At 66.6% G+C, this 17,776-nt stretch carries 17 protein-coding genes and 1 pseudogene (1 of these 18 only partly in view); 5 read left to right on the top strand and 13 right to left on the bottom strand.

Annotation, left to right across the window (positions count from 1 at the left end; all coding sequences use genetic code 11):
* Window positions 1-292, top strand: partial view of a DUF72 domain-containing protein gene (locus DEIPR_RS00470; RefSeq protein WP_013613871.1) — the 3' portion only. The gene continues 461 nt to the left of window position 1, outside the view; 292 of the gene's 753 nt are visible here — the last part of the coding sequence; its start codon lies off the left edge, out of view; it ends in the stop codon at window positions 290-292.
* Here DEIPR_RS00470 and DEIPR_RS00465 read toward each other — a convergent pair.
* From DEIPR_RS00465 to DEIPR_RS14095, 6 genes and pseudogenes are all read right to left on the bottom strand, one after another.
* On the bottom strand, window positions 282-758 hold the full coding sequence (locus tag DEIPR_RS00465) for a hypothetical protein (protein WP_013613870.1): 477 nt from the start codon (window positions 756-758) through the stop codon (window positions 282-284). The genes DEIPR_RS00470 and DEIPR_RS00465 overlap by 11 nt on opposite strands.
* A gap of 4 nt (window positions 759-762) precedes the next feature.
* The gene (locus DEIPR_RS14100) at window positions 763-924 is read right to left on the bottom strand and encodes a hypothetical protein (RefSeq protein ID WP_013613869.1); all 162 of its coding nucleotides are present in this window, start codon (window positions 922-924) and stop codon (window positions 763-765) included.
* Entirely contained in the window at window positions 921-4,934 is a 4,014-nt protein-coding gene (dnaE, locus tag DEIPR_RS00460) for a DNA polymerase III subunit alpha (RefSeq protein ID WP_013613868.1), read from the bottom strand. Before dnaE ends, DEIPR_RS14100 begins: the two co-directional genes overlap by 4 nt.
* An 81-nt stretch (window positions 4,935-5,015) precedes the next feature.
* Window positions 5,016-5,693 (bottom strand): restriction endonuclease, encoded by a 678-nt coding sequence (locus DEIPR_RS00455; RefSeq protein ID WP_083801517.1) that lies wholly within the window; start codon window positions 5,691-5,693, stop codon window positions 5,016-5,018.
* A 9-nt stretch (window positions 5,694-5,702) separates the two neighbouring features.
* Window positions 5,703-5,804, bottom strand: a pseudogene (locus tag DEIPR_RS14850) (winged helix-turn-helix domain-containing protein); the annotation flags it as partial.
* A 12-nt stretch (window positions 5,805-5,816) separates the two neighbouring features.
* Window positions 5,817-5,963 carry a hypothetical protein gene (locus DEIPR_RS14095; protein ID WP_169310658.1) on the bottom strand — a complete coding sequence of 49 codons (147 nt, stop codon included), beginning with the start codon at window positions 5,961-5,963 and terminating at the stop codon, window positions 5,817-5,819.
* A 23-nt stretch (window positions 5,964-5,986) separates the two neighbouring features.
* Between DEIPR_RS14095 and DEIPR_RS00450 the strand changes: the two genes are divergently transcribed.
* Together DEIPR_RS00450 and DEIPR_RS14845 are read left to right on the top strand one after the other, a co-directional pair.
* A complete protein-coding gene (locus tag DEIPR_RS00450) occupies window positions 5,987-6,463 on the top strand; it encodes an NUDIX domain-containing protein (RefSeq protein ID WP_013613867.1) in 477 nt (158 codons plus the stop codon).
* On the top strand, window positions 6,448-6,825 hold the full coding sequence (locus DEIPR_RS14845; protein WP_013613866.1) for a YkvA family protein: 378 nt from the start codon (window positions 6,448-6,450) through the stop codon (window positions 6,823-6,825). The genes DEIPR_RS00450 and DEIPR_RS14845 overlap by 16 nt, the downstream gene beginning before the upstream one ends.
* A gap of 164 nt (window positions 6,826-6,989) precedes the next feature.
* On the opposite strand, the gene DEIPR_RS00440 is transcribed toward DEIPR_RS14845, so the two are convergent.
* From DEIPR_RS00440 to DEIPR_RS00410, 7 genes are all read right to left on the bottom strand, one after another.
* Window positions 6,990-7,856, bottom strand: a complete 867-nt coding sequence (locus tag DEIPR_RS00440; RefSeq protein WP_013613865.1) for a DegV family protein — start codon at window positions 7,854-7,856, stop codon at window positions 6,990-6,992.
* A 195-nt stretch (window positions 7,857-8,051) separates the two neighbouring features.
* A complete protein-coding gene (locus tag DEIPR_RS00435; protein ID WP_013613864.1) occupies window positions 8,052-10,475 on the bottom strand; it encodes a DUF937 domain-containing protein in 2,424 nt (807 codons plus the stop codon).
* 141 nt (window positions 10,476-10,616) lie between these two features.
* Window positions 10,617-11,429 carry a cytochrome c oxidase assembly protein gene (locus DEIPR_RS00430; protein ID WP_013613863.1) on the bottom strand — a complete coding sequence of 271 codons (813 nt, stop codon included), beginning with the start codon at window positions 11,427-11,429 and terminating at the stop codon, window positions 10,617-10,619.
* Window positions 11,426-12,163, bottom strand: a complete 738-nt coding sequence (locus tag DEIPR_RS00425) for an SCO family protein (RefSeq protein WP_013613862.1) — start codon at window positions 12,161-12,163, stop codon at window positions 11,426-11,428. Before DEIPR_RS00425 ends, DEIPR_RS00430 begins: the two co-directional genes overlap by 4 nt.
* Window positions 12,160-12,849, bottom strand: coding sequence for a copper chaperone PCu(A)C (locus tag DEIPR_RS00420; RefSeq protein ID WP_013613861.1), 690 nt, complete (start codon window positions 12,847-12,849; stop codon window positions 12,160-12,162). The genes DEIPR_RS00425 and DEIPR_RS00420 overlap by 4 nt, the downstream gene beginning before the upstream one ends.
* Before the next feature lie 223 nt (window positions 12,850-13,072).
* Window positions 13,073-14,152: a methyltransferase domain-containing protein gene (locus tag DEIPR_RS00415; RefSeq protein WP_013613860.1), complete on the bottom strand. Its 1,080-nt coding sequence runs from the start codon at window positions 14,150-14,152 to the stop codon at window positions 13,073-13,075.
* Between the two features lie 109 nt (window positions 14,153-14,261).
* Window positions 14,262-14,975, bottom strand: coding sequence for a hypothetical protein (locus tag DEIPR_RS00410; protein WP_174260418.1), 714 nt, complete (start codon window positions 14,973-14,975; stop codon window positions 14,262-14,264).
* Window positions 14,976-15,136: 161 nt separating this feature from the next.
* On the opposite strand from DEIPR_RS00410, the gene DEIPR_RS00405 reads away from it, so the two are divergent.
* Window positions 15,137-16,168 (top strand): polyprenyl synthetase family protein, encoded by a 1,032-nt coding sequence (locus DEIPR_RS00405; protein WP_013613858.1) that lies wholly within the window; start codon window positions 15,137-15,139, stop codon window positions 16,166-16,168.
* A 344-nt stretch (window positions 16,169-16,512) separates the two neighbouring features.
* Window positions 16,513-17,757: a Glu/Leu/Phe/Val family dehydrogenase gene (locus tag DEIPR_RS00400; RefSeq protein WP_013613857.1), complete on the top strand. Its 1,245-nt coding sequence runs from the start codon at window positions 16,513-16,515 to the stop codon at window positions 17,755-17,757.
* Window positions 17,758-17,776 lie beyond the last annotated feature (19 nt).

The following is a 17,776-nucleotide window of genomic DNA, read 5'->3' as shown; positions in this document are numbered from 1 at the left end:
GACCGAATGCAGGGTAAGCCGTGTCGCCGCAGACCCTGCACCCGCCAAAGTGGGAGAAGCGGCCAGGCGGCCTGGCGGAGACCCGCACACCGTGTACTACCGCTGGCACGGCTCACCACGCATGTATTACAGCGCCTACCCCGCTGAAGCGCTGGCTGAGCTGGCGCGGGAGATACGCAATCGGACCCAGGTGCAGGAGGTATGGGTCATCTTCGATAACACGGCAGCTGGAGCAGGGGTGGATAATGCCCTGGAGTTGCGGAAGCTTCTACTAGGCGGAGCTACAGAGTGACGTGGTATGCCACCACTACCGGCACTAGGAACAGCGCCCCCAGCACGAACGACAGTGCCAGGTTGTGCTCGGCCACCAGCTCGCGGCGCAAGTAGCCCGACACGCTCTCACCCTTGCGGCGGGCCAGCGTGCCGAACACCGCCCACACACCCAGGCTGAACAGCAGCAGCGACAGCCCCACCGCCAGACCGAGCCAGGCGAACGCCTGCGACCAGGGCAGGTCGGTCATGGGTGTAGGAGCGGCCACCATGCGGCTGAACAGCAGCGCAAAGCCCAGCGACGCCCAGAAAAACACCGCCCCGATGGCTGCCGTCTGGCGGTCCTCGATCTCGGCGGCCAGCTCACGCATGGGCACACCCAGCACCGTGCGGATAAACAGCAGGCTGAGCAAGGTGGTCGGCACCCACACGGCCAGATTCCAGCCGATTTCGGTGAGGATAAGGGTGAGGAAGTCGCTGGGGGTCATGGGGTCAGTGTAGCGGGGCAGAGTTGGGGGCGGCGTAGCCATAGAGGAAACTAGGTAGCCGCTCATGCAGCTCGTCGCGTGTCACCACTTCGCCACCACTGCTGTAAACCAGCACGTTGAATTGTGCAGCCTCTCTATACAGTTGCTGCAGCACTCTCTCGCTCACGCCTGCATTCCTCCCCCGCTCTGCTTTCTCTGCATCCAGGCGGGCGGCTTAGGCGCGAAGCGGCCCAGAATCGTCTGCTGGTCGTAAGCCAGGTACGCGTTGGCCCAGGCGAAGGTGCTGTTCAGGGCGCGGATAGCGTCGGGGCTGCCCATGTTGTGTTCCAGCTGGTACAGCACGAACTGCTCGGGGGTTTCCAGACGCAGGTAGGTGGGCATGGGGCCGGCGTGCTCATCCAGGATGCTCTGGAACTCGCCCACTGCGTCGGGGCTGGCGCTTTCCAGGTCAATGTTCACGTACATGACCTTGGGCACGTCCTCCAGCTGCTCAATACTGACGATTTCCTCCGCGATGGCCCGCAGACCACCGTCCTCGGCTTCCAGCTCCACGATGACCAGCCCCGGCGTGTCGTTGACCAGCTTGGGCTCGATGCGGTCGTAGGCGCGGGAAAAGGCCACCAGCTCAATCTGCCCGGATTCGTCGGCCAGGATAAAGCGGGCCATCATGCCGCCCGACTTGGTGGGCTTTTTCTGCACACCCTCGATCATGCCGGCCAGCACGGCTTTCTGGCGCTTGCCCTTCTTGGGCTGCACCTCGAACCAGCTGTCGAGGTCGGCAATGCGGCAGCTGGCGGCTTCGCGCAGGCCCTCATGCTGCTCCAGCGGGTGCCCGGAGATATAGAGGCCCAGCGCCTCTTTCTCGGCGGCGAGGCGCTCCAGCTCGGTGAAAGGCGGCACGCCGGAGCGCAGCGGGCGCTCCTCCACGACCTCGTCCAGGGCAAACATCATGCTCATGCCGGCCTGGGCGCGCTGGTTGATTTTGGCAGTGCCGGCGGCGTCTTCCAGGGCGTCGTCCAGCGATTCCAGCAGCTGCCGGCGCTCCCCGAAGGCATCGAACGCGCCCGACTTGATCAGGCTTTCGAGCGCCTTGCGGTTGCAGGTCTTGTTGTCGATGCGGGAGCAGAAGTTGGCGAGGCTCTCGAAATGACCGGCCCGCTCGCGCTCGTCGAGAATTCGCAGTACGGCGGCTTCGCCCAGGCCCTTGATGGCGTACAGGCCGAAATAGATTTCCTCACCGGCCACCGCAAAGTCGGAGCTGGAGCGGTTGATGTCGGGCGGCAGGACCCGCACGTCCATCTTGCGGGCGTCGCTGATGTACTCGGCCACCTTGTCCGAGTCGCGGCGCTCGACGGTCAGCAGCGCGGCCATGAATTCCACCGGATAGTTGGCCTTCAGCCAGGCCGTCTGGTAGGTGATGACGCCGTAAGCGGCCGAGTGGGACTTGTTGAAGCCGTAGTTGGCGAAAGCGTCCAGCAGATCGAACAGCTTGTTGGCTTCGTCCCTGGGCACACCGTTGCCCTCGGCACCTTCCACGAACAACTGGCGCTGCTTGGTCATCTCGGCGGCGTCCTTCTTGCCCATCGCGCGGCGCAGTAGGTCCGCCCCGCCCAGGGAATACCCGGCCACATCCGAAGCAATCTGCATAATCTGCTCCTGATACACCGGAATGCCGTAGGTCTCGCGCAAGATAGGTTCCAGCCACTTCTCGGAGTTGGGGAAATCCTCGTAGGTGACTTCCTCTACCCCGTGGTGACGGCGCACGTAGGTGGGAATATTTTCCATCGGGCCGGGGCGGTACAGCGCCGAGAGCGCGATGATGTCGGCCAGGCGGCGGGGGCGCAGGCGGCGGCTGGCGTCGGTAATTCCCGCCCCTTCCAGCTGAAACACCCCCTTGGTGTCGCCCCGGCTCATCAGCTCATAGGTGGCTTCATCGTCGAAAGGAACGGTGTCAAAGTCCATCTCGATGCCCTTGGACTCGCGCAGGATGCGCCGGGCTTCATCCAAGAACGAGAGGGTACGCAGCCCCAGGAAGTCCATCTTGATCAGGCCGATGTCTTCCACCGACTTCATGTCGTACTGGCAGACGATGCCGCTGCCAGAGGTGTCGCGCATGATGGGCACCAGGTTGGTGAGGTCTTCCCTGCCGATCACCACGCCTGCCGCGTGCACCGAAGCGTGGCGGGTCAGTCCTTCCAGCTTCTGGGCGAACTCGTAGGCGCCGCGCAGCTCGGTGTCGGCTTCCAGCATCTGCGCGATGTCGGGCACAGCTTCGCGGGCCTGCTCCAGCGAGTAGCTTTTGCCGAACTTGACCGGAATCAGCTTGCTGACCTTGTCCACCTTGGTGTATTCCACGCCCATCACACGGGCCACGTCCTTGAGACAGGCCTTGGACGCCATCGTTCCGAAAGTGGCAATCTGGGCCACCTTGTCCTCGCCATACTTGCGCTGCACGTACTCCACGACTTCCATGCGGCGGGCATCGTTGAAGTCGATGTCGAAGTCGGGCATCGAGATGCGGTCCGGGTTGAGGAAGCGCTCGAACAGCAGGTCGAATTCGAGGGGGTCGAGGTTGGTAATCCGCATGGCGTAGGCGACCAGCGACCCTGCACCTGACCCACGCCCCGGCCCCACCGAAATGTCCTGGTCCTTGGCCCAGTTGATGTAGTCGGCCACAATCAGGAAGTAGTCGGGGAAACCCATGTTGTTGATGACCGACAGCTCATACTCGGCGCGGCGCAGAATGACCAGCGCGTGACGGTGGTGGGCGCGGGTGGTTTCCTCGCTCGGCTCCTCAGTGCCGGGATCAATGGCGGTGTCGCTGTCCTGCACGCTGGCGCGGCGGCAGTCCTCGTGAGCGTAGGCGGGGAGAGCGCCTGCTTCGGCCTCGGCTTCCATCTTTTCCAGCGCGGGGTAAAGGGTGAATTTCTCCTTGGCAGCCTTGCCCCGCGCTTCCCACTCGCTGCCCATAAAGGCCAGCAGGGTGAGCAGAGCTTCCACGCTGCACTCCTGCGGGTTACAGCCCCCTGCCCGCGCCGTGACCCGCGCCGCGTCGTCCGCGCCCAGCTCGGTGAGCGAACGGGCGGCGTAGTCGCGCAGCAGCGCCTCAGTGGCGTGGGCGGGGTAGCGGCGCATCATGCCCGCGTAGGTCTGCACCCGCATTTCCTCGGCCATCGTGCGGCCTTCGGGAATGGGCAGCTGCGGCATCTGGTACACCCGCTTTTTGCCCACGGGCAGTTCTACGTTGCACAGGTCAGCGATGTTGGCGGCGTTGTCAAAGACTTCCTCGCCCCAGTCGGACACGGGCAGGGCGGCCTGCATCTCTTCCAGGCTCTTGACATAGAACTCGTCGCAGGGAAACTTGAAGCGGTTCTCGTCGGCCAGGGTCGCCTTGGTCTGAATAGCGAGCAAGGTTTCGTGCGGGGTGGCGTCTTCCTTTTTCACGTAGTGGCCGTCGTTGGTCGCCACCATGCCGATGCCCAGTTCCTGTGCCCACTGCCGCAGGATGGGATTGTTCTGGTCCTGCTCCTTCAGGCCGTGGTTCTGGATTTCGATGTAGTAGTTCTCGCCAAACAGGTCCCTGTACCACAGCAGTCGCTCCTTGGCCTCGTCGTGGCGGCCCATTAGTAGGAGTTGCTGCACTTCCGAACCCAGGCAGCCACTGAAGGCAATCACCCCCTTGCTGTGCTCCTGCAACAGCTCGTGGTCAATGCGCGGCTTGTAGTAGTAGCCCTCGGTGTAGCCGCGGCTGCTGAGGCGGCACAGGTTCTGGTAGCCCTCGAAATCGCGGGCCAGCAGGGTGAGGTGGTAGATGCCCTTTTCGCCGTCCTGCCCCCGCGTGCGGTCGCGGCGGGTGCCGAAGCCAGGCACCACATACGCCTCGTAGCCCAGAATCGGCTTGACCCCAGCGTCCTGCGCGTAGTTGTAGAAATGCACCGCCCCGTGCATGTTGCCGTGGTCGGTCATCGCCAGCGCCGCGTCACTGCCTTCCGGGCTGGTTTCCTTGGCCCACTTCAGCAGGTCTTTGAGCTTGGCCGCCCCGTCCAGCAGGCTGTACTGGGTGTGCTGGTGCAGGTGGGCAAAACGCTTGGGCTTCTCCCCACCCGCGCAGCACGAGCCGTCGGGAAGGTGGATGTGGGGAGCAGCAGTGGCAGAAGCGGAGTCGGGCGAGGTCACCGCAAAAGTCTAGGATGAGGGGGCTTCTGAGCACAGTGGGCCTTATCGCTTGACTTTGGAAAGCAGTGTTTCAGACGCAATTCACTCAAAAAAGTCTTCGTCGATTTCCAGCACGTCGAGGGTACGCTTTTTCTGTACGCCTATACCGTAAGCCAGCATCAGCGCGGCCAGTTGGTCGCCGTCAATCAGCACCAGACGGTCTTGAGCTTCGCCCTGCGCGTAGGCTCTGGCCTCGGCGGTGTAGTGAGAGGTAGTGATGAATACGCCCCGTGCCACACGCTTGCCGTGCAGCGCCCCTACAAAGCCTTGCAACTCTGGACGCCCGATGGTGTTGCCCTGCTTGTAGCGCTTGGCTTGAATGTAGATGTTCTGTACACCGAGCGGGTCAAGTTTGATGATGCCGTCAATGCCGCCATCGCCCGATTTGCCCGTGTGACTTTCGCGCCGCAAGCCCTCAACTTCATGGTCATCTTTGCCGCCGTAGCCCATACCGCGTAAAACTTTGATGACGGCCAGCTCGAAGAAACTTGGGGAGCCTTCCCGCAACCTTCGTAGCAACTCCAGCGACAATTTCTCATTCAGACTTTCTATGGCCGCAATAGCAACATCTTCGGGATGCTGCTGCTCGGACAAGATGTCCACCGCTTTCGAGGCCTTGTCCTTGCTTTTCTGCTTCTGTGCCCGTTCGGCCAAATACTGCTGCCACTTGGGAAGCGGCGCGAACTCATTCTCGCCAAGGGTGTCGCCTACCGTTGGCAACAGCGCCCGGCCCGTTTCGGAAATTTGGTAGATGGCGCGGGAAGGTCTATCCAGTAGCCCCGCTAGAAAAAGGTTGCTACAGGCCCACGCAATGCGGTCTCGTACCCGCAGTTCTCCGCTTGGTTAAGTTTCGGCCAGGACTTCGGGCGAGAGGTCGGCCAACCCCATCACCTCATCCTTGATTTGGCTGACATGACGGGTTTCACCGTCAGCCATAAATTTCAGCGTCAGCGCGTTGAACTCGTCGAACGTGGGCATGGTGGTTCGCATGCCGCCTATTCTAGGCTGACCTCATGCCCTCTCCCGACTACATCGCTGACCTCCGCGCCCTCATCGGCAATGCGCCCGTGAACCTGATGGGCGCGGCGGGCCTGGTTTTTGACAGCGAAGGCCGCGTGCTACTGCAAAGGCTGGTCGGGCGCTCCGATGTCTGGAGCCTGCCCGGCGGCCTGTGCGAACTGGCCGAGCCGCCGGAGCAGACGCTGAGGCGCGAGGTGCGCGAGGAAACGGGGTTAGAGGTGCTGGGGGCCGAGCTGCTCACCCTGCACACCACGCCGCTCCGCACCCTCGGCAACGGGCACCAGGCCAGCTTTTACACGGCGCTGTACCGCGTAACCGAGTGGCGCGGCACGCCGCAGGCCGATGGGTTGGAGGTGGAACGGCTGGAGTGGTTCAGCGTGCAGGAACTGCCGCCCCTGCGCGGGTTTATCGGGCAGTGGGCGGCGGCGTGGCTGCGGGCACAGCAGGAAGCGGCATGCTCCAGCAGCTGACGGCCTGGGCAAAGCGGCTTGGGCGCGAGTTGCTGGCGCTGTATCTCGCCTACCGCGACCCGCGCACCCCCTGGCCGGCGCGGGTGTGGACAGCGCTGGTGCTGGCTTACGCCCTCAGCCCGCTGGACCTGATTCCCGACTTTATTCCGGTGCTGGGCCTGCTGGACGACGCGCTCCTGCTACCGCTGGGCATTCTGCTGGCCGTGCGGCTGATTCCGCCCGAGGTGATGGCTGCTGCCCGCCAGGAAGCCCTGACCCGCGAAGGCGAACGCCTACCGGCCAGCTTGCCGGGCGCTGCGGTCATCGCCGCACTGTGGCTGGGGCTGCTGTGGTGGGCGGTTCAGGCCTTCTGGCCGCAGTAGCACAGGCAGGAGAGAGCGCAGGCGAAAAAAGAGGTGCCCCGCCGCAGCGACAGCACCTTCACTCCCTCAGCTGCGGCACCTACCCGGAAGCGGCCGCTGCTGCAGCCTGCACCGTTTGCTGGCAGTCCAGCAGAGCGTATGCCCTTAAGCCGTGTGAGAAGGGCTCAGGCCAGGTGGCCTTCGACATACGGCTCGGCAACGAAGCCGTAGATGCCAGGGCCGGAGTGGGCACTGATAGAAGCGCCGATAGGCTTTTCGCTCACGTGTTTGACGTTCAGGCGGCTGTGTTCGAGTGCCTGGCGCATCCGGGCAATCTGGTCGGGGTCTTCGCCAGCCAGGCCGATGGTGATGGCGACCGGCTGGTCCCCGAAACGCTGTTCCAGATTGCCAATCAGCGACGAAATGCCCTCGTGGCCACGGACGGTGCGGGCGTTGGTCAGCTGGCCTTCGGGCGTATAGACCATCACCGGGCACAGCCGCAGCAGCGTGGCGATAATCGCCCGGCTGGCCGAAACGCGCTTGCCTTTACGGAAGTACTTGAGCGAGGGCACCACGGCGTCGGCCACAATCACTTCGCGGACCTGGTCCATCTGCTCGACGGCGTCGTGCACAGTGCCGCCCTGGTCGATGACCAGCTTGGCCCGCAGCAGCAGCCGGCCCAGCGCGATGGTGCCGATACGTGAATCGTAGAGGGTGACGCGGTGCTGCATTTCCATACGCTGCACCGCTTCCCAGGCGTTGGCCATGTTCTGGCTGAGGGTGCTGCTCACCAGCACACACAGCACCTCATCGTGGTCGTTGAGGAGGTTACCGAACACCTCCATGAACTCCTCGGCGGTGATGGGTGAAGTCTGCATTTCGCCGCCCTGCGCCAAGAAGAACTCGGCGTCACGGGTCTGAAGAGTCACCCCGTCCTTACGCAGCTCGCCGTTGAGGTACACGTTGTTGGGGATGATGTGTACACCCAGGCGGCGGGCATCTTCCTGCGAGATTTCCGAGGACGAATCCGAGACGAGTGCGACTTTTTTCATGGGGTCTCCTTTTGTGGTGAAGCCAAGCCTGGGCGGGAAGGCGGCAGCGTACGGCCAGGGCCTGAGGTTCAGCCCAAGGTAGGAAGGCACTTCTTAATCAATCCTTACGGAGAAAACTGATAAATCCTGCTGCCGCAAAAAAGCGCCCTCCTGTACGGAGAGCGCTCACATCTGCTTAGAAAGTCCGTGAAGAGGTTACTCCAGCGTCAGGGGCAGGCTGATGACTTCGGCGCCACCTTCCGTTTGCACGCTGTAGGTGTGCTCGCCCGCAGGAGCGGCCGCTACGTCCGCCGACCAGCGGCCGTCCGCGTCCGAAGTGAAGGTGCCCACTTCGGTGCCGTCCTGCAGCAGGCGGTAGCTGGCGCTCGGCTCGGCAGTACCGCTGAGGGTAAATCCGCTGGCCGCCACCGAGCTGCCTGCAGCCGGCTCGGTCACCGTGAAGGTGCCGGTCGTTGGCGTGGTCGCAGGAGCAGTCTGTATCTGGGTCTGCTCAGTAGGCGCAGGCAGGGGCTGCTCGCTGCGGTTCTGGGTGAGGTACCAGGCCAGGCCCGCCAGCAGCAGCAGCAGCAGCCACCACGGGAAGCCGCCGCGGCGCTCGGGCTGGGCCGGGGCAACCGGGTGGGGCGGCTCGGGCGTCATGGGCTGCACGGGAGCAGGCTGGGCTGCCACCACGGTTTCGCCGGCAGGCGCGGCGACGGGAACAGGAGCCGCTTTGGCCTGCTTGGTTTCCAGCAGGGTGGCCCGCTCCCTGGGCGCCGCGCCAAACAGCTGCGTTCCCAGCAGCGACTTGAGCACGCCCAAATCTTCAGGCAACAGGCTTTCCAGGCGTCCAGCGTCCAGACCACCCAGCACGCGGCTGAGGCCGGCAGCGTCCAGGCCGGCACCACGGGCGCGGCTGCCCAGCAGGCCCAGAACGAAGGGGGTCAGCAAGGCCAGCAGGCGGCCGGCCTGCTCACCGGAAGTCCCCAGCGCCGTGCCCAGGCGGCCGCCCACCTGGCCGGGATTGTCCAGCAGGCGGTCCAGCACGCTCAGGCCGCGCACCTCCAAAGCCCCCAGCTCGGCGCGGTTGCCCAGCAGGGCGGTGTTCAGCTGCTCACCTTCGGCCACGCGGCCAAAATCACCGCTCAGGGCCAGCAGTTCGGCGGCGCCACTTTGGTCGCGGCCCTTCTGGGCCAGGGCGCTGAGCAGCACGGCGGCGGTACCCTGCACCGCCCGGCCCGCGTCGCGCCGGCCGAACCCGGCCGCTTCGGCCAGGGCGCCCACGTCCTGTGCCGAGAACTGCTCGCGGAAGTAGCTGACCAGGCTGTCAGCGGTGAGAGGCAAGTCCTGGCCGCTTGCGGAAGCCAGCGTGGGAGTGGCGGCCGCAGCGGCACTGGGCTGAGCAGCGCGCGCCGCCGTGACAGAAGGCTGAGCGCCGATCACCACCGGCTGGGCAGATTTCCAGGGGCTGCCTGCCGGCTGGGCCTGAGGCGCGGCCGGACGCACGGCACCGGCACCCACACCGGCGGCAGCGGCGGCAGCAGCCAGCGCTGCGGGCGAGGCGGCCGGACTGGAGCTGGCCGGACTAGAGGGAGCCGGCTGAGTCTGAGCGGGCACTGCCTGCGGTTGGGTCGCCTGCGCAGCGCTGGACTGAGTGGCGCCGGGCTGGGGGGCAGTGGGCTGGGGCTTATCTGCCTGCGGCTGAGCCGGCTGGGCGGCGGCTGCCGGGGCTTCTGCTCCGTCCAGCAAGGCCGAGACCACGCTGGACTTGGAATAGTCGGTGTCCTGGGCCAACTCGGGTTCAGGTTGAGGAGCGGCGTCCTGGGCCTCTTCTTCCGAGCGGTAGGGGTTCTCCTTCAGGGAAGCGGCCGGGGCCTGGGGCTGGCTCTCCCGCTGCACAGCTCCCGGCTCGGGCACTTCCGCGCCGTCCAGCAGGGCCGAGACCACGCTGGACTTGGAGTAGTCGGTGTCCTGGGCCAGCTCGGGTTCAGGTTGGCCGGCCTCCGCCTGGGCAGCCGGGGCCTGACCGGAAACCGGCGTAGGGGCCGGTGCAGAAGCTGGCTCAGGGGACTTTTTTATCTCACCGGCAGCTTGCCCCTGTCCTCCGTCTACGAACTGCGGGGCGTTGGCGGCAGCAGCGCGCGACACGTAAGAGCCGCCAGCCGAACGGGGCCGCACACCACTGGCGCGGATGGTGGACATCACCTGGGTAATGTTGCCCCCATTCACGCCGGCCTGACCAATGAAGCTCAGCAGCAGCGGCAGGGACATGTTCATCAGGGCGGTGATAGAGGGCTGCGGCGCGCCTTCCACCCGCGACAGCTGTCCAGCCAGGTCGGTCTGGTCGTGACCCAGCAGGGCCGGGCTGAGCAGTTCGCCGGCCAGTTGCAGCGAGGCGGCGCCCCCCTGCTCGGTCAGGGCGTGAGACACGTCGCGGAAGCGGGGCAGGTTGGCGATCGCGTCCAGCACCTGGGCGCGGCCGGCCTCGCTCTTGGCCTGCTGGGCCACGGCTTCCAGCTGCGAGCGCACCGCACGGTCCAGCAGCCGGGCGGCCTGCTCGGACTCCAGCCCCAGCACCTGCCCCAGCTCACGGGCACTCTCAGGGCCAAACCGACTGCGAAACAGTTCTTCGATATTCATAGGTGCTTCCCATCATAGGCAAAGGAACCTGCCGGGCGCCTGACAGGCCACTGAACGATTCCTCATGCTGGTTGCCGGGAGAGCAGGAAGAGCAGGAAAGCCCGGACCCGGCTCCGCAGCGACGCCCCAGGCGGCGTGACGTCAGGAGCGGGGCTGCGGCTTTTGCCCGCCCCCGTCCGACACCTCAATCAGCCAGGCCATCAGCTGCAGCACGGCCAGGCCCAGCGCGGGCAGGCCGGCCAGCATCATGATCCAGCCGCTGATCTGCTGATTTTGCAGCGGGGTGAGGTTCCACAGGCACACTGCGCCCACATAGGGCTGATACAGCACCTCGCGGGCGTACAGCCACCACGCGGCGATGGACATCATCGGCAGGGCCGCCAGAAAGCCGAACCAGCCCCGCTTGCCGAAGGTGCCCGGCTGGATGGTGGGAAAGGGCCGCAGCATGGCCCCCCAGATCATGGTGCCGCTGATGAGGTACAGCGCCGGCAGCAGGATGGACGCTGTATTGGTCACGATGCTGGCGTTGAACCCGGCCGGGATATTCCAGAACAGAATGACGGCGGTCCACACGGCGAAAGCCACCCAAGGGTCGAGCAGCACGCTCAGCAGGCGGCCGGGCACCGAGCGCGGGGCCAGCGCGGTACCGCGCGGCAGGCTCAGCAGCAGCAGCGGCGGCACCAGTTCGGCCAGCACCATCAGCCGCACCATGTACAGCGCCATGGAGTTCAGGGTGTACACCGCTGCGCTCGAATCCAGCGCCCACAGGGCACTTAGCAGGGCCAGCACGAACAGCACGGCTTTCCACACCGGCCAGTTCTGCCGGCCCTGCGGCGTGCGGCGGGCCTGGAGAAACGGCCGAAAATAGAGGGCGGCCGCCAGGACCAACAGCCCCCATACGGCGGGGTTGAAGGTCAGCGTGAGCAGGTCGGCTGCGGAAGGATTGAGGTTCATGGGGTCACCGCCTGAGAGGGGGCAAGCCGGGCCGCCGTGAACAGCTCCGGTGCCGGCGTGGGGCGGGCAGCCTGCGGCTCACGCGGGTGGTTCATCACGTAGCGCACGTCGCGCAAGATGCGGTCCACGTCCGGCAGCTGGGTGTAGTCCCACATCACGCGGGTGTAGCCGCTGGCGTCTATCAGGTAGGTGGCCGTGGTGTGGTTGATCTGGTATTTCAGCGGGCCGTCCACCGGCACCTGGCCGTAGGCCACGCCGTAAGCCTGCGCCACCCGGCTCAGCTCAGGCTCGGGCACGCGCACGCCGGTGCCTTCCCCGAAGTATTCCACGTACTCGCGGATTCGCTCGGGAGTGTCGCGCTCCGGGTCCACCGATACGAACACCACCTGCACCTGGTCCCGCTCCTCGGGAGTCATGCGCGCCCGCATCTCGCCCAGGTATTTCAGCGTCAGCGGGCAGATGTCGGGACAGTGGGTGAACCCGAAAAACAGCAACGTCTGCCGGCCGCGCGGCTGCAGGGTCCAGGGCTGGCCGTGGCCGTCGGTGCCCGAGAAGGCCAGCGCCGGCTCCGGCCGGTTGATCACCGAGCCGTAAAAGGGATAGGCGCTCTGCGAGCGGGCCACTGCCCAGGCCACGCCCAGCACCAGCGCCACCGCCGCCAGCGCCAGCAGGGCCGAGCGCTGCCAGGGCCGGGCCGGGGGGGCCGGCGACTCGGGCGCCGCACCAGGAATCATGGGCGCTGCACCTCGGCGCTCAGGTTCAGCGTGCGGCCGTCCTCTGCCTCCAGGGTCAGCGGCAGGCTGCTCCCCTCTTTCAGCGCTCCAGTCAGGCCCATCAGCATCACATGGTCGCCGGCCGAAGACATGCTCAGCTCGCCGCCCGCCGGCACCGTCAGGCTGGGCACCTCCACCATGCCGCTTATGCTGGTGCCGCTGGCGTCGGTGGTCACGGTCTGCATCAGCATCGCGTGCCCGGCGGCGGGGGTCGCCGCCCCTACCAGCACGATGTCCGCATCTGTGGGGTTGTGCAGCGTGATGTAGGCGGCCGTGTCGGTCAGGCCGGGCGGCACAGCCGTCACGGTAGCGGCTTTCACCTCCAGCGGCAGGGCACCCGCGCTGTCAGCCTCGGCCGCCGCAGAAGCAGACGCCGTGGCTGCAGACGCCATGTCGTGGCCGGCATGTGCACTGGCGTCGGTGCTGGTGTGAGCAGTGCTGGCCTCGGAAGCGCTGTCCTGGGGAGTGCTGGTCTCGGAGGTGGTGACCTGGGAACCCTGGGACATCTGGGAAGAGGTAGAAGTGGACGTTTCCTGCGTTGGAGCCTGGCAGCCCACCAGCAGGCCGGGCAGGAGCAGCAGCGGCAGCAGCACGCCGCGCCGCCGGGCGGGCCGGGCTGGGTGGGGAATCATGGAGCCGGTCGTCATAGGGGCAGTCTAGAGGGGCTTTGCCCGCGAATTGTCCCCCCGCGCCTGCCGCTGGCCCGGTCCGCAGTTCACTCACACGGACGGCACCCGGGTGGCGGCCTCCTGCGAACAACGCTCCACGCTCCTCCATGCCGCGCAGCACGTATGCTCTCTGCTGCTCTGCAGCCTTGCAGCTCCCGTTCGCCTGTGTCTCACCGCTGCAAAACGGTTGGCGCCGCAACCCTTATCCGCGGGTCAGCAGATACATCTTGGGATGGTGACCGCCGCTGTACACCTGCGCCAGTTCGCGGCCCTGCCAGGGCGAGTCGGCCAGCACCCGCTCGAACAGCCGCAGTTCGTGGGTAATCACCACCATCCGGCCGCCCCTGGAGCACAGCCGGTGCATCTCGTTCAGGAAAGCGGGGTACAGCTCGGCGTTGCCGCCGTGGGTGCCGATATCGTCGCCCCAGGGCAGGTCGGCCAGAATCAGGTCGAAGGAGCGCGGCGGCAGGCCCGTGCTGAGCGCATCCACCTGCGCCACCTCCACATCGCGGCCAGCAGCCTTCAGGTTGCTGCGGGCGCAGGCCACCGCTCCAGCGTCGATGTCTACGCCTACCATCGCCTCGTACGGCCCCATCAGGGCGCGCTCAACCAGCAGGGTGCCGCTGCCGCACATGGGATTGAAGATGCGGTCCGAGGCCCGCAGGCCCGCCAGCGCCAGTGCCCCGTAAGCGATAGACGCGTTCAGGCCGCCCTCGCGGTTGCACACCCGCCAGTCGCGGGCCGACAGCGGCTTGGGCGTCAGCCGGGCCAGCACCTCCCAGCCGGTCCCGCCGGCCGCCGGCCGCAGCCGCAGCCGCAGTTCGCCGTCCTCAGGCTGGTGCGGCAGCCCCAGCGCCCCGGCCATCTCGGCCGTCAGGCGCTCCATCACTTCGCTGTCCCGCCCCGCCGCCGACACGCGCAGCGAGCGATGCCCGCCTGCAGCCACCACGCCGCGCAGCCAGGCCGTCAGCTCGCCCAGCTGCTGGTGCCCCAGCAGGCCGCGTGGCCGGGGCACGTCCCAGACACGCACAGCGTAGACCGCCACCACGCTGCGCAGGCGGCCCAGGCGGTCCGGGTCGCCGCCGTAACGGAAGCGCACGGCCTCGTCGCCGGCGGCCACCACATCCAGCCCGCGAATGGTGCCCAGCTCGGTGCGGGCCACTTCCTCCAGGCCACGCAGCACCTCGGCCTCGTACAGCGGCCAGTCGGCGGGATTGCCACGCGGCGCGGAGCGCTGGGGGCGGCGGGTCTTCTGGGCGGTGCGGGCAGGGCGGCGCGGCATAAAGTCCATCATACGGCACGGGTTCCGGCCTGCCGCCGCTCCCCAGCGGGCCGAACAAAGGGCCACCCTCCTGACAGGAGGTGGCCCGGAAAACGCCGGAGGGAAAGCGTCAGCGGCTGCGGCCGGCCTCGACCTGCTCGGCTTCGGCACGCACGCTCTCGGAGGGCGTGGTGTTCACGGCGCCAGCGCCTTCGCTGGCCTGCTGCGCGGCGCGGTCGGCGCGGCCTTCGCTCTGCAGGGGAATCTCCTCGCCAGGAGCCTGACCGGCGGTGTCCACGCTTTCCAGCGACACGGCGCCCAGCTGGCGCAGCACGCCCGAAGCCTCGGCGGTGCGGCTGAGGTCCGTGTCACGGGCAATCACCAGAACCTCGCCGTCCTTCATGCGGTCGTAGACGCGCTCGGCGTGCGGCGTCGGCATGCCAAAACCGCGCAGCAGCCGCACATAGTCGCCGTGGTCCGAGCCGGAGATGGCACCGAACAGACCGCCCAGGGTCATGCCGCCCAGCAGGCCGAACAGGGCGCCGTACATGCCGCCGTCCACATACACCCGGGTCGCGGGAATCAGCGCCAGCAGAATCCACACCGGCACCGTGAGGGCCAGGCCAGCCAGCGCACCCATGATGGCACCCTTGATGACGCCGCCCGCGCCGGCCGGTGCGCCCTCTTCGGGGCTGATGCCGGTGGCGCTGGCCACCTCGCTCTGGGTGACAGCGTTGGTGCAGGCGAACCCCAGGCGGTCGCGGTCAAAGCCGCGCGACTCAAGAACCTGCAGGGCCCGGGCAGCCTGCTGGGGAGTTTGAAACAGAGCGACGACGCTTTCCATATACCCCTTTTTTAGCATGTTTGTGTGTGCGCCGCGCAGGTGCATCCATCCCGGCGCAGCAGGCCGGCGCCCTTTGTTCTGGTGGTCAGGCAGGGAACGGCCCGAGCAAAGGGGGCAGGTATCCTTCCTGGCCCCCCCGACGTTTTCTATACTGGCCAGGCATGAATCAGCCTTCCGTTCCCCCCCGGCCCGCTGCGCCCGTGGCCTCTGCTGCAAGTGCTGATTCTCTGAGTGCGGGCCTGCCCCCGGCGTTCGAGCAGCGGCTGCGCGAAGTGCTGCGCTCGGAAGTGGAATTTATCGAGCTGATTGGTGAGGACCTGGTCGCCGCGGGCGGCAAACGCCTGCGCCCGCTGGTCACGCTGCTCAGCGCCCAAGCGCTGCAGGTCGGCGCCCCAGAAGATGCAGGCGGCCACCACGGCGACGCTCTGGCGCTGGCCATCTGTATCGAGCTGCTGCACTCGGCCTCGCTGCTGCACGACGACCTGATTGACGACGCCGACACCCGGCGCGGGCAGGAGGCGGCGTTCCGGCGCTACGGCAACGTGGTCAGCGTGATGAGCGGCGACTTCATGCTGGCGCGGCTGCTGATGCTGCTGTCCGAACTGCCCGCCGCCGCCCGGCTGACCCGCGCCTTTGGCGAGGTCGCCAGCGTCATCTGCGAGGGCGAGGTGCTGCAGTTTCAGGTGGCCGCCTACGGCAACCCCACCCCCGAACAGTACAGCCGCATCATCTACGGCAAGACGGCCGCGCTGCTGGAACTGGCCGCCGCCGCTCCAGCGCTCCTGCTGGGTGCCTCCGCCGCGCAGGAACAGGCCCTGCGGCAGTACGGGCGCGAACTGGGCATGGCCTTTCAGATTCGCGATGACCTGCTGGACCTGCTGGGCCGCGAGGAGGACCTGGGCAAGCCCGTGGGCAGCGACCTGCGCGAGGGCAAGGCCACTTTTGCCGTGCTGCAGCTGCTAGACACGCCCGCCGGCGAGGAGGTCCGCGCCATCTTGCTGCGCCGCGCCGCGCACGGGGGCGACCTGGCGCGGGTACAGGCGCTGTGCGCCGAGTACGGAGCGGCCGAGGCCGGCTGGCGTGAGGTGGCCCGCCGGCTGGAGCTGGCCCGCGCCGCCTTGCTGGACCTGCCGGCCTCCCCGGCCCGCCAGGAGCTGGAAACCCTGCTGGACCGCCTGGCCCTGCCGGTCTGAACGGCGGCTCATCTTCTGCGCTCCATGTTCTGACACTTGTGCCCGGCTGTATCGCCGCTGCATATCGGCAGAGGATGCAGGAACCCTTCTGCTCTATCAGACGGCAGATTTCGCCCCGGGTCAAGCAAGAAAATACAGACGGCAGCGAGAAAATAGAACCGGGCAGGCACGGCGACCTGCCTGAGCCACAAGGACGCAGCGAGCGTGTATGCTCATAGCGTCATTATGAATCTGCTCTTCATCTCAGCTGCACGTCTGCTGGCGGGCCGGGCCCTTCCCTGCCGCTGCGGCCTGAGCACGTTCATGCTGCACGCCATCCCATTTTCTTTCCCAAGGAGGCCCAGATGAGGGTTTCAGGACTCAATTGGCAGGGGCTGATGGAACAGCTTCAAGAAGCCCTGCCGTACTGCGAGGTGACGGACCACACCCTCGCCTATTTCAGGTATCCCCGCCGCAGCGTCAAGGTCAACCTGCCGGTCAAGATGGACGACGGACAGGTACGCGTCTTTACCGGCTACCGCGCCGTGCATTCCAACGCCCGTGGCCCCAGCATCGGCGGGGTGCGCTTCCGCGAGGGCCTCACGCGCCACGAGTGCGAGGTGCTGGCCGCCATCATGACCCTCAAGGCGGCCGTGGCCGACCTGCCGCTGGGCGGCGCCAAGGGCGGGGTGGACGTGGACCCGGCCAGCCTCAGCGCCCACGAACTTGAGGGCCTGACCCGGCGCTATACCTCCGAGCTGGTGGAGTTGCTCGGCCCCAACGAGGACATCCTGGCCCCCGACGTGGGCACCGACTCGCAGAACATGGCCTGGATTTTCGACGCCTTCAACGAGGGGCGCGGCACCTCCATCAGTGGCATGGTGGTCGGCAAACCCATCGCACTCGGCGGCTCGTATGGCAGCAAGGACGCCCGTGGGCAAAGTGCCGCGATGGTCACGGCCCGCGCCCTGGAGAATGACGGCACCGGCGTCAAGAATGCTCGCGTGGCCGTGTTCGGCTACGGAGATGTCGGGTCCAAAGCGGCCCGGCTGCTGCGTGAGCAGGGCGCTCTGGTGGTGGCGGTCAGCGACCGCGACGGCGCCGTGTACGCCAGCAGTGGCCTGGACCTGGACGCCCTGGCCGCCTGGCGCGAGCAAACCGGCAGCGTGTGCGGTTTTGGCCTGGACATTACCGGAGAAGAACTGCTGGAGCTGGACGTGGACGCCCTGATTCTGGCCTACGACTTCGGCACGGTGAATGCTGGCAATGCCCACACGGTGCGCGCCCGCTACCTGGTGGAAGCCACCAACCGCGCCGTGCTGCCTGAAGCGGAACGCTATTTGCGCAGCAAAGACATCCATGTGCTGCCCGACCTGGTGGCCTCTATCGGCGGTGTGGTCGTGAACTACGTGGAGTGGGTGCAGTCGCACACCAACTTCTTCTGGACCGAGAGCGAAATCGAAAAAGTCGTGGAGGGGCACATCAACCGCGCCCTGGACGAGGTGCTGGAGCTGATGAACCGGCACGGCACCGAAATGCGCACCGCCGCCTACACGCTGGCCCTGAGCCGGATTGCCGGCGCCACCGAGATGCGCGGCGTCTACCCCTGAACCACCCAACTTCCCCCAA

Source organism: Deinococcus proteolyticus MRP (assembly GCF_000190555.1).
GTDB lineage: Bacteria > Deinococcota > Deinococci > Deinococcales > Deinococcaceae > Deinococcus > Deinococcus proteolyticus.
This window is presented reverse-complemented; position numbering and strand designations above follow the sequence as displayed.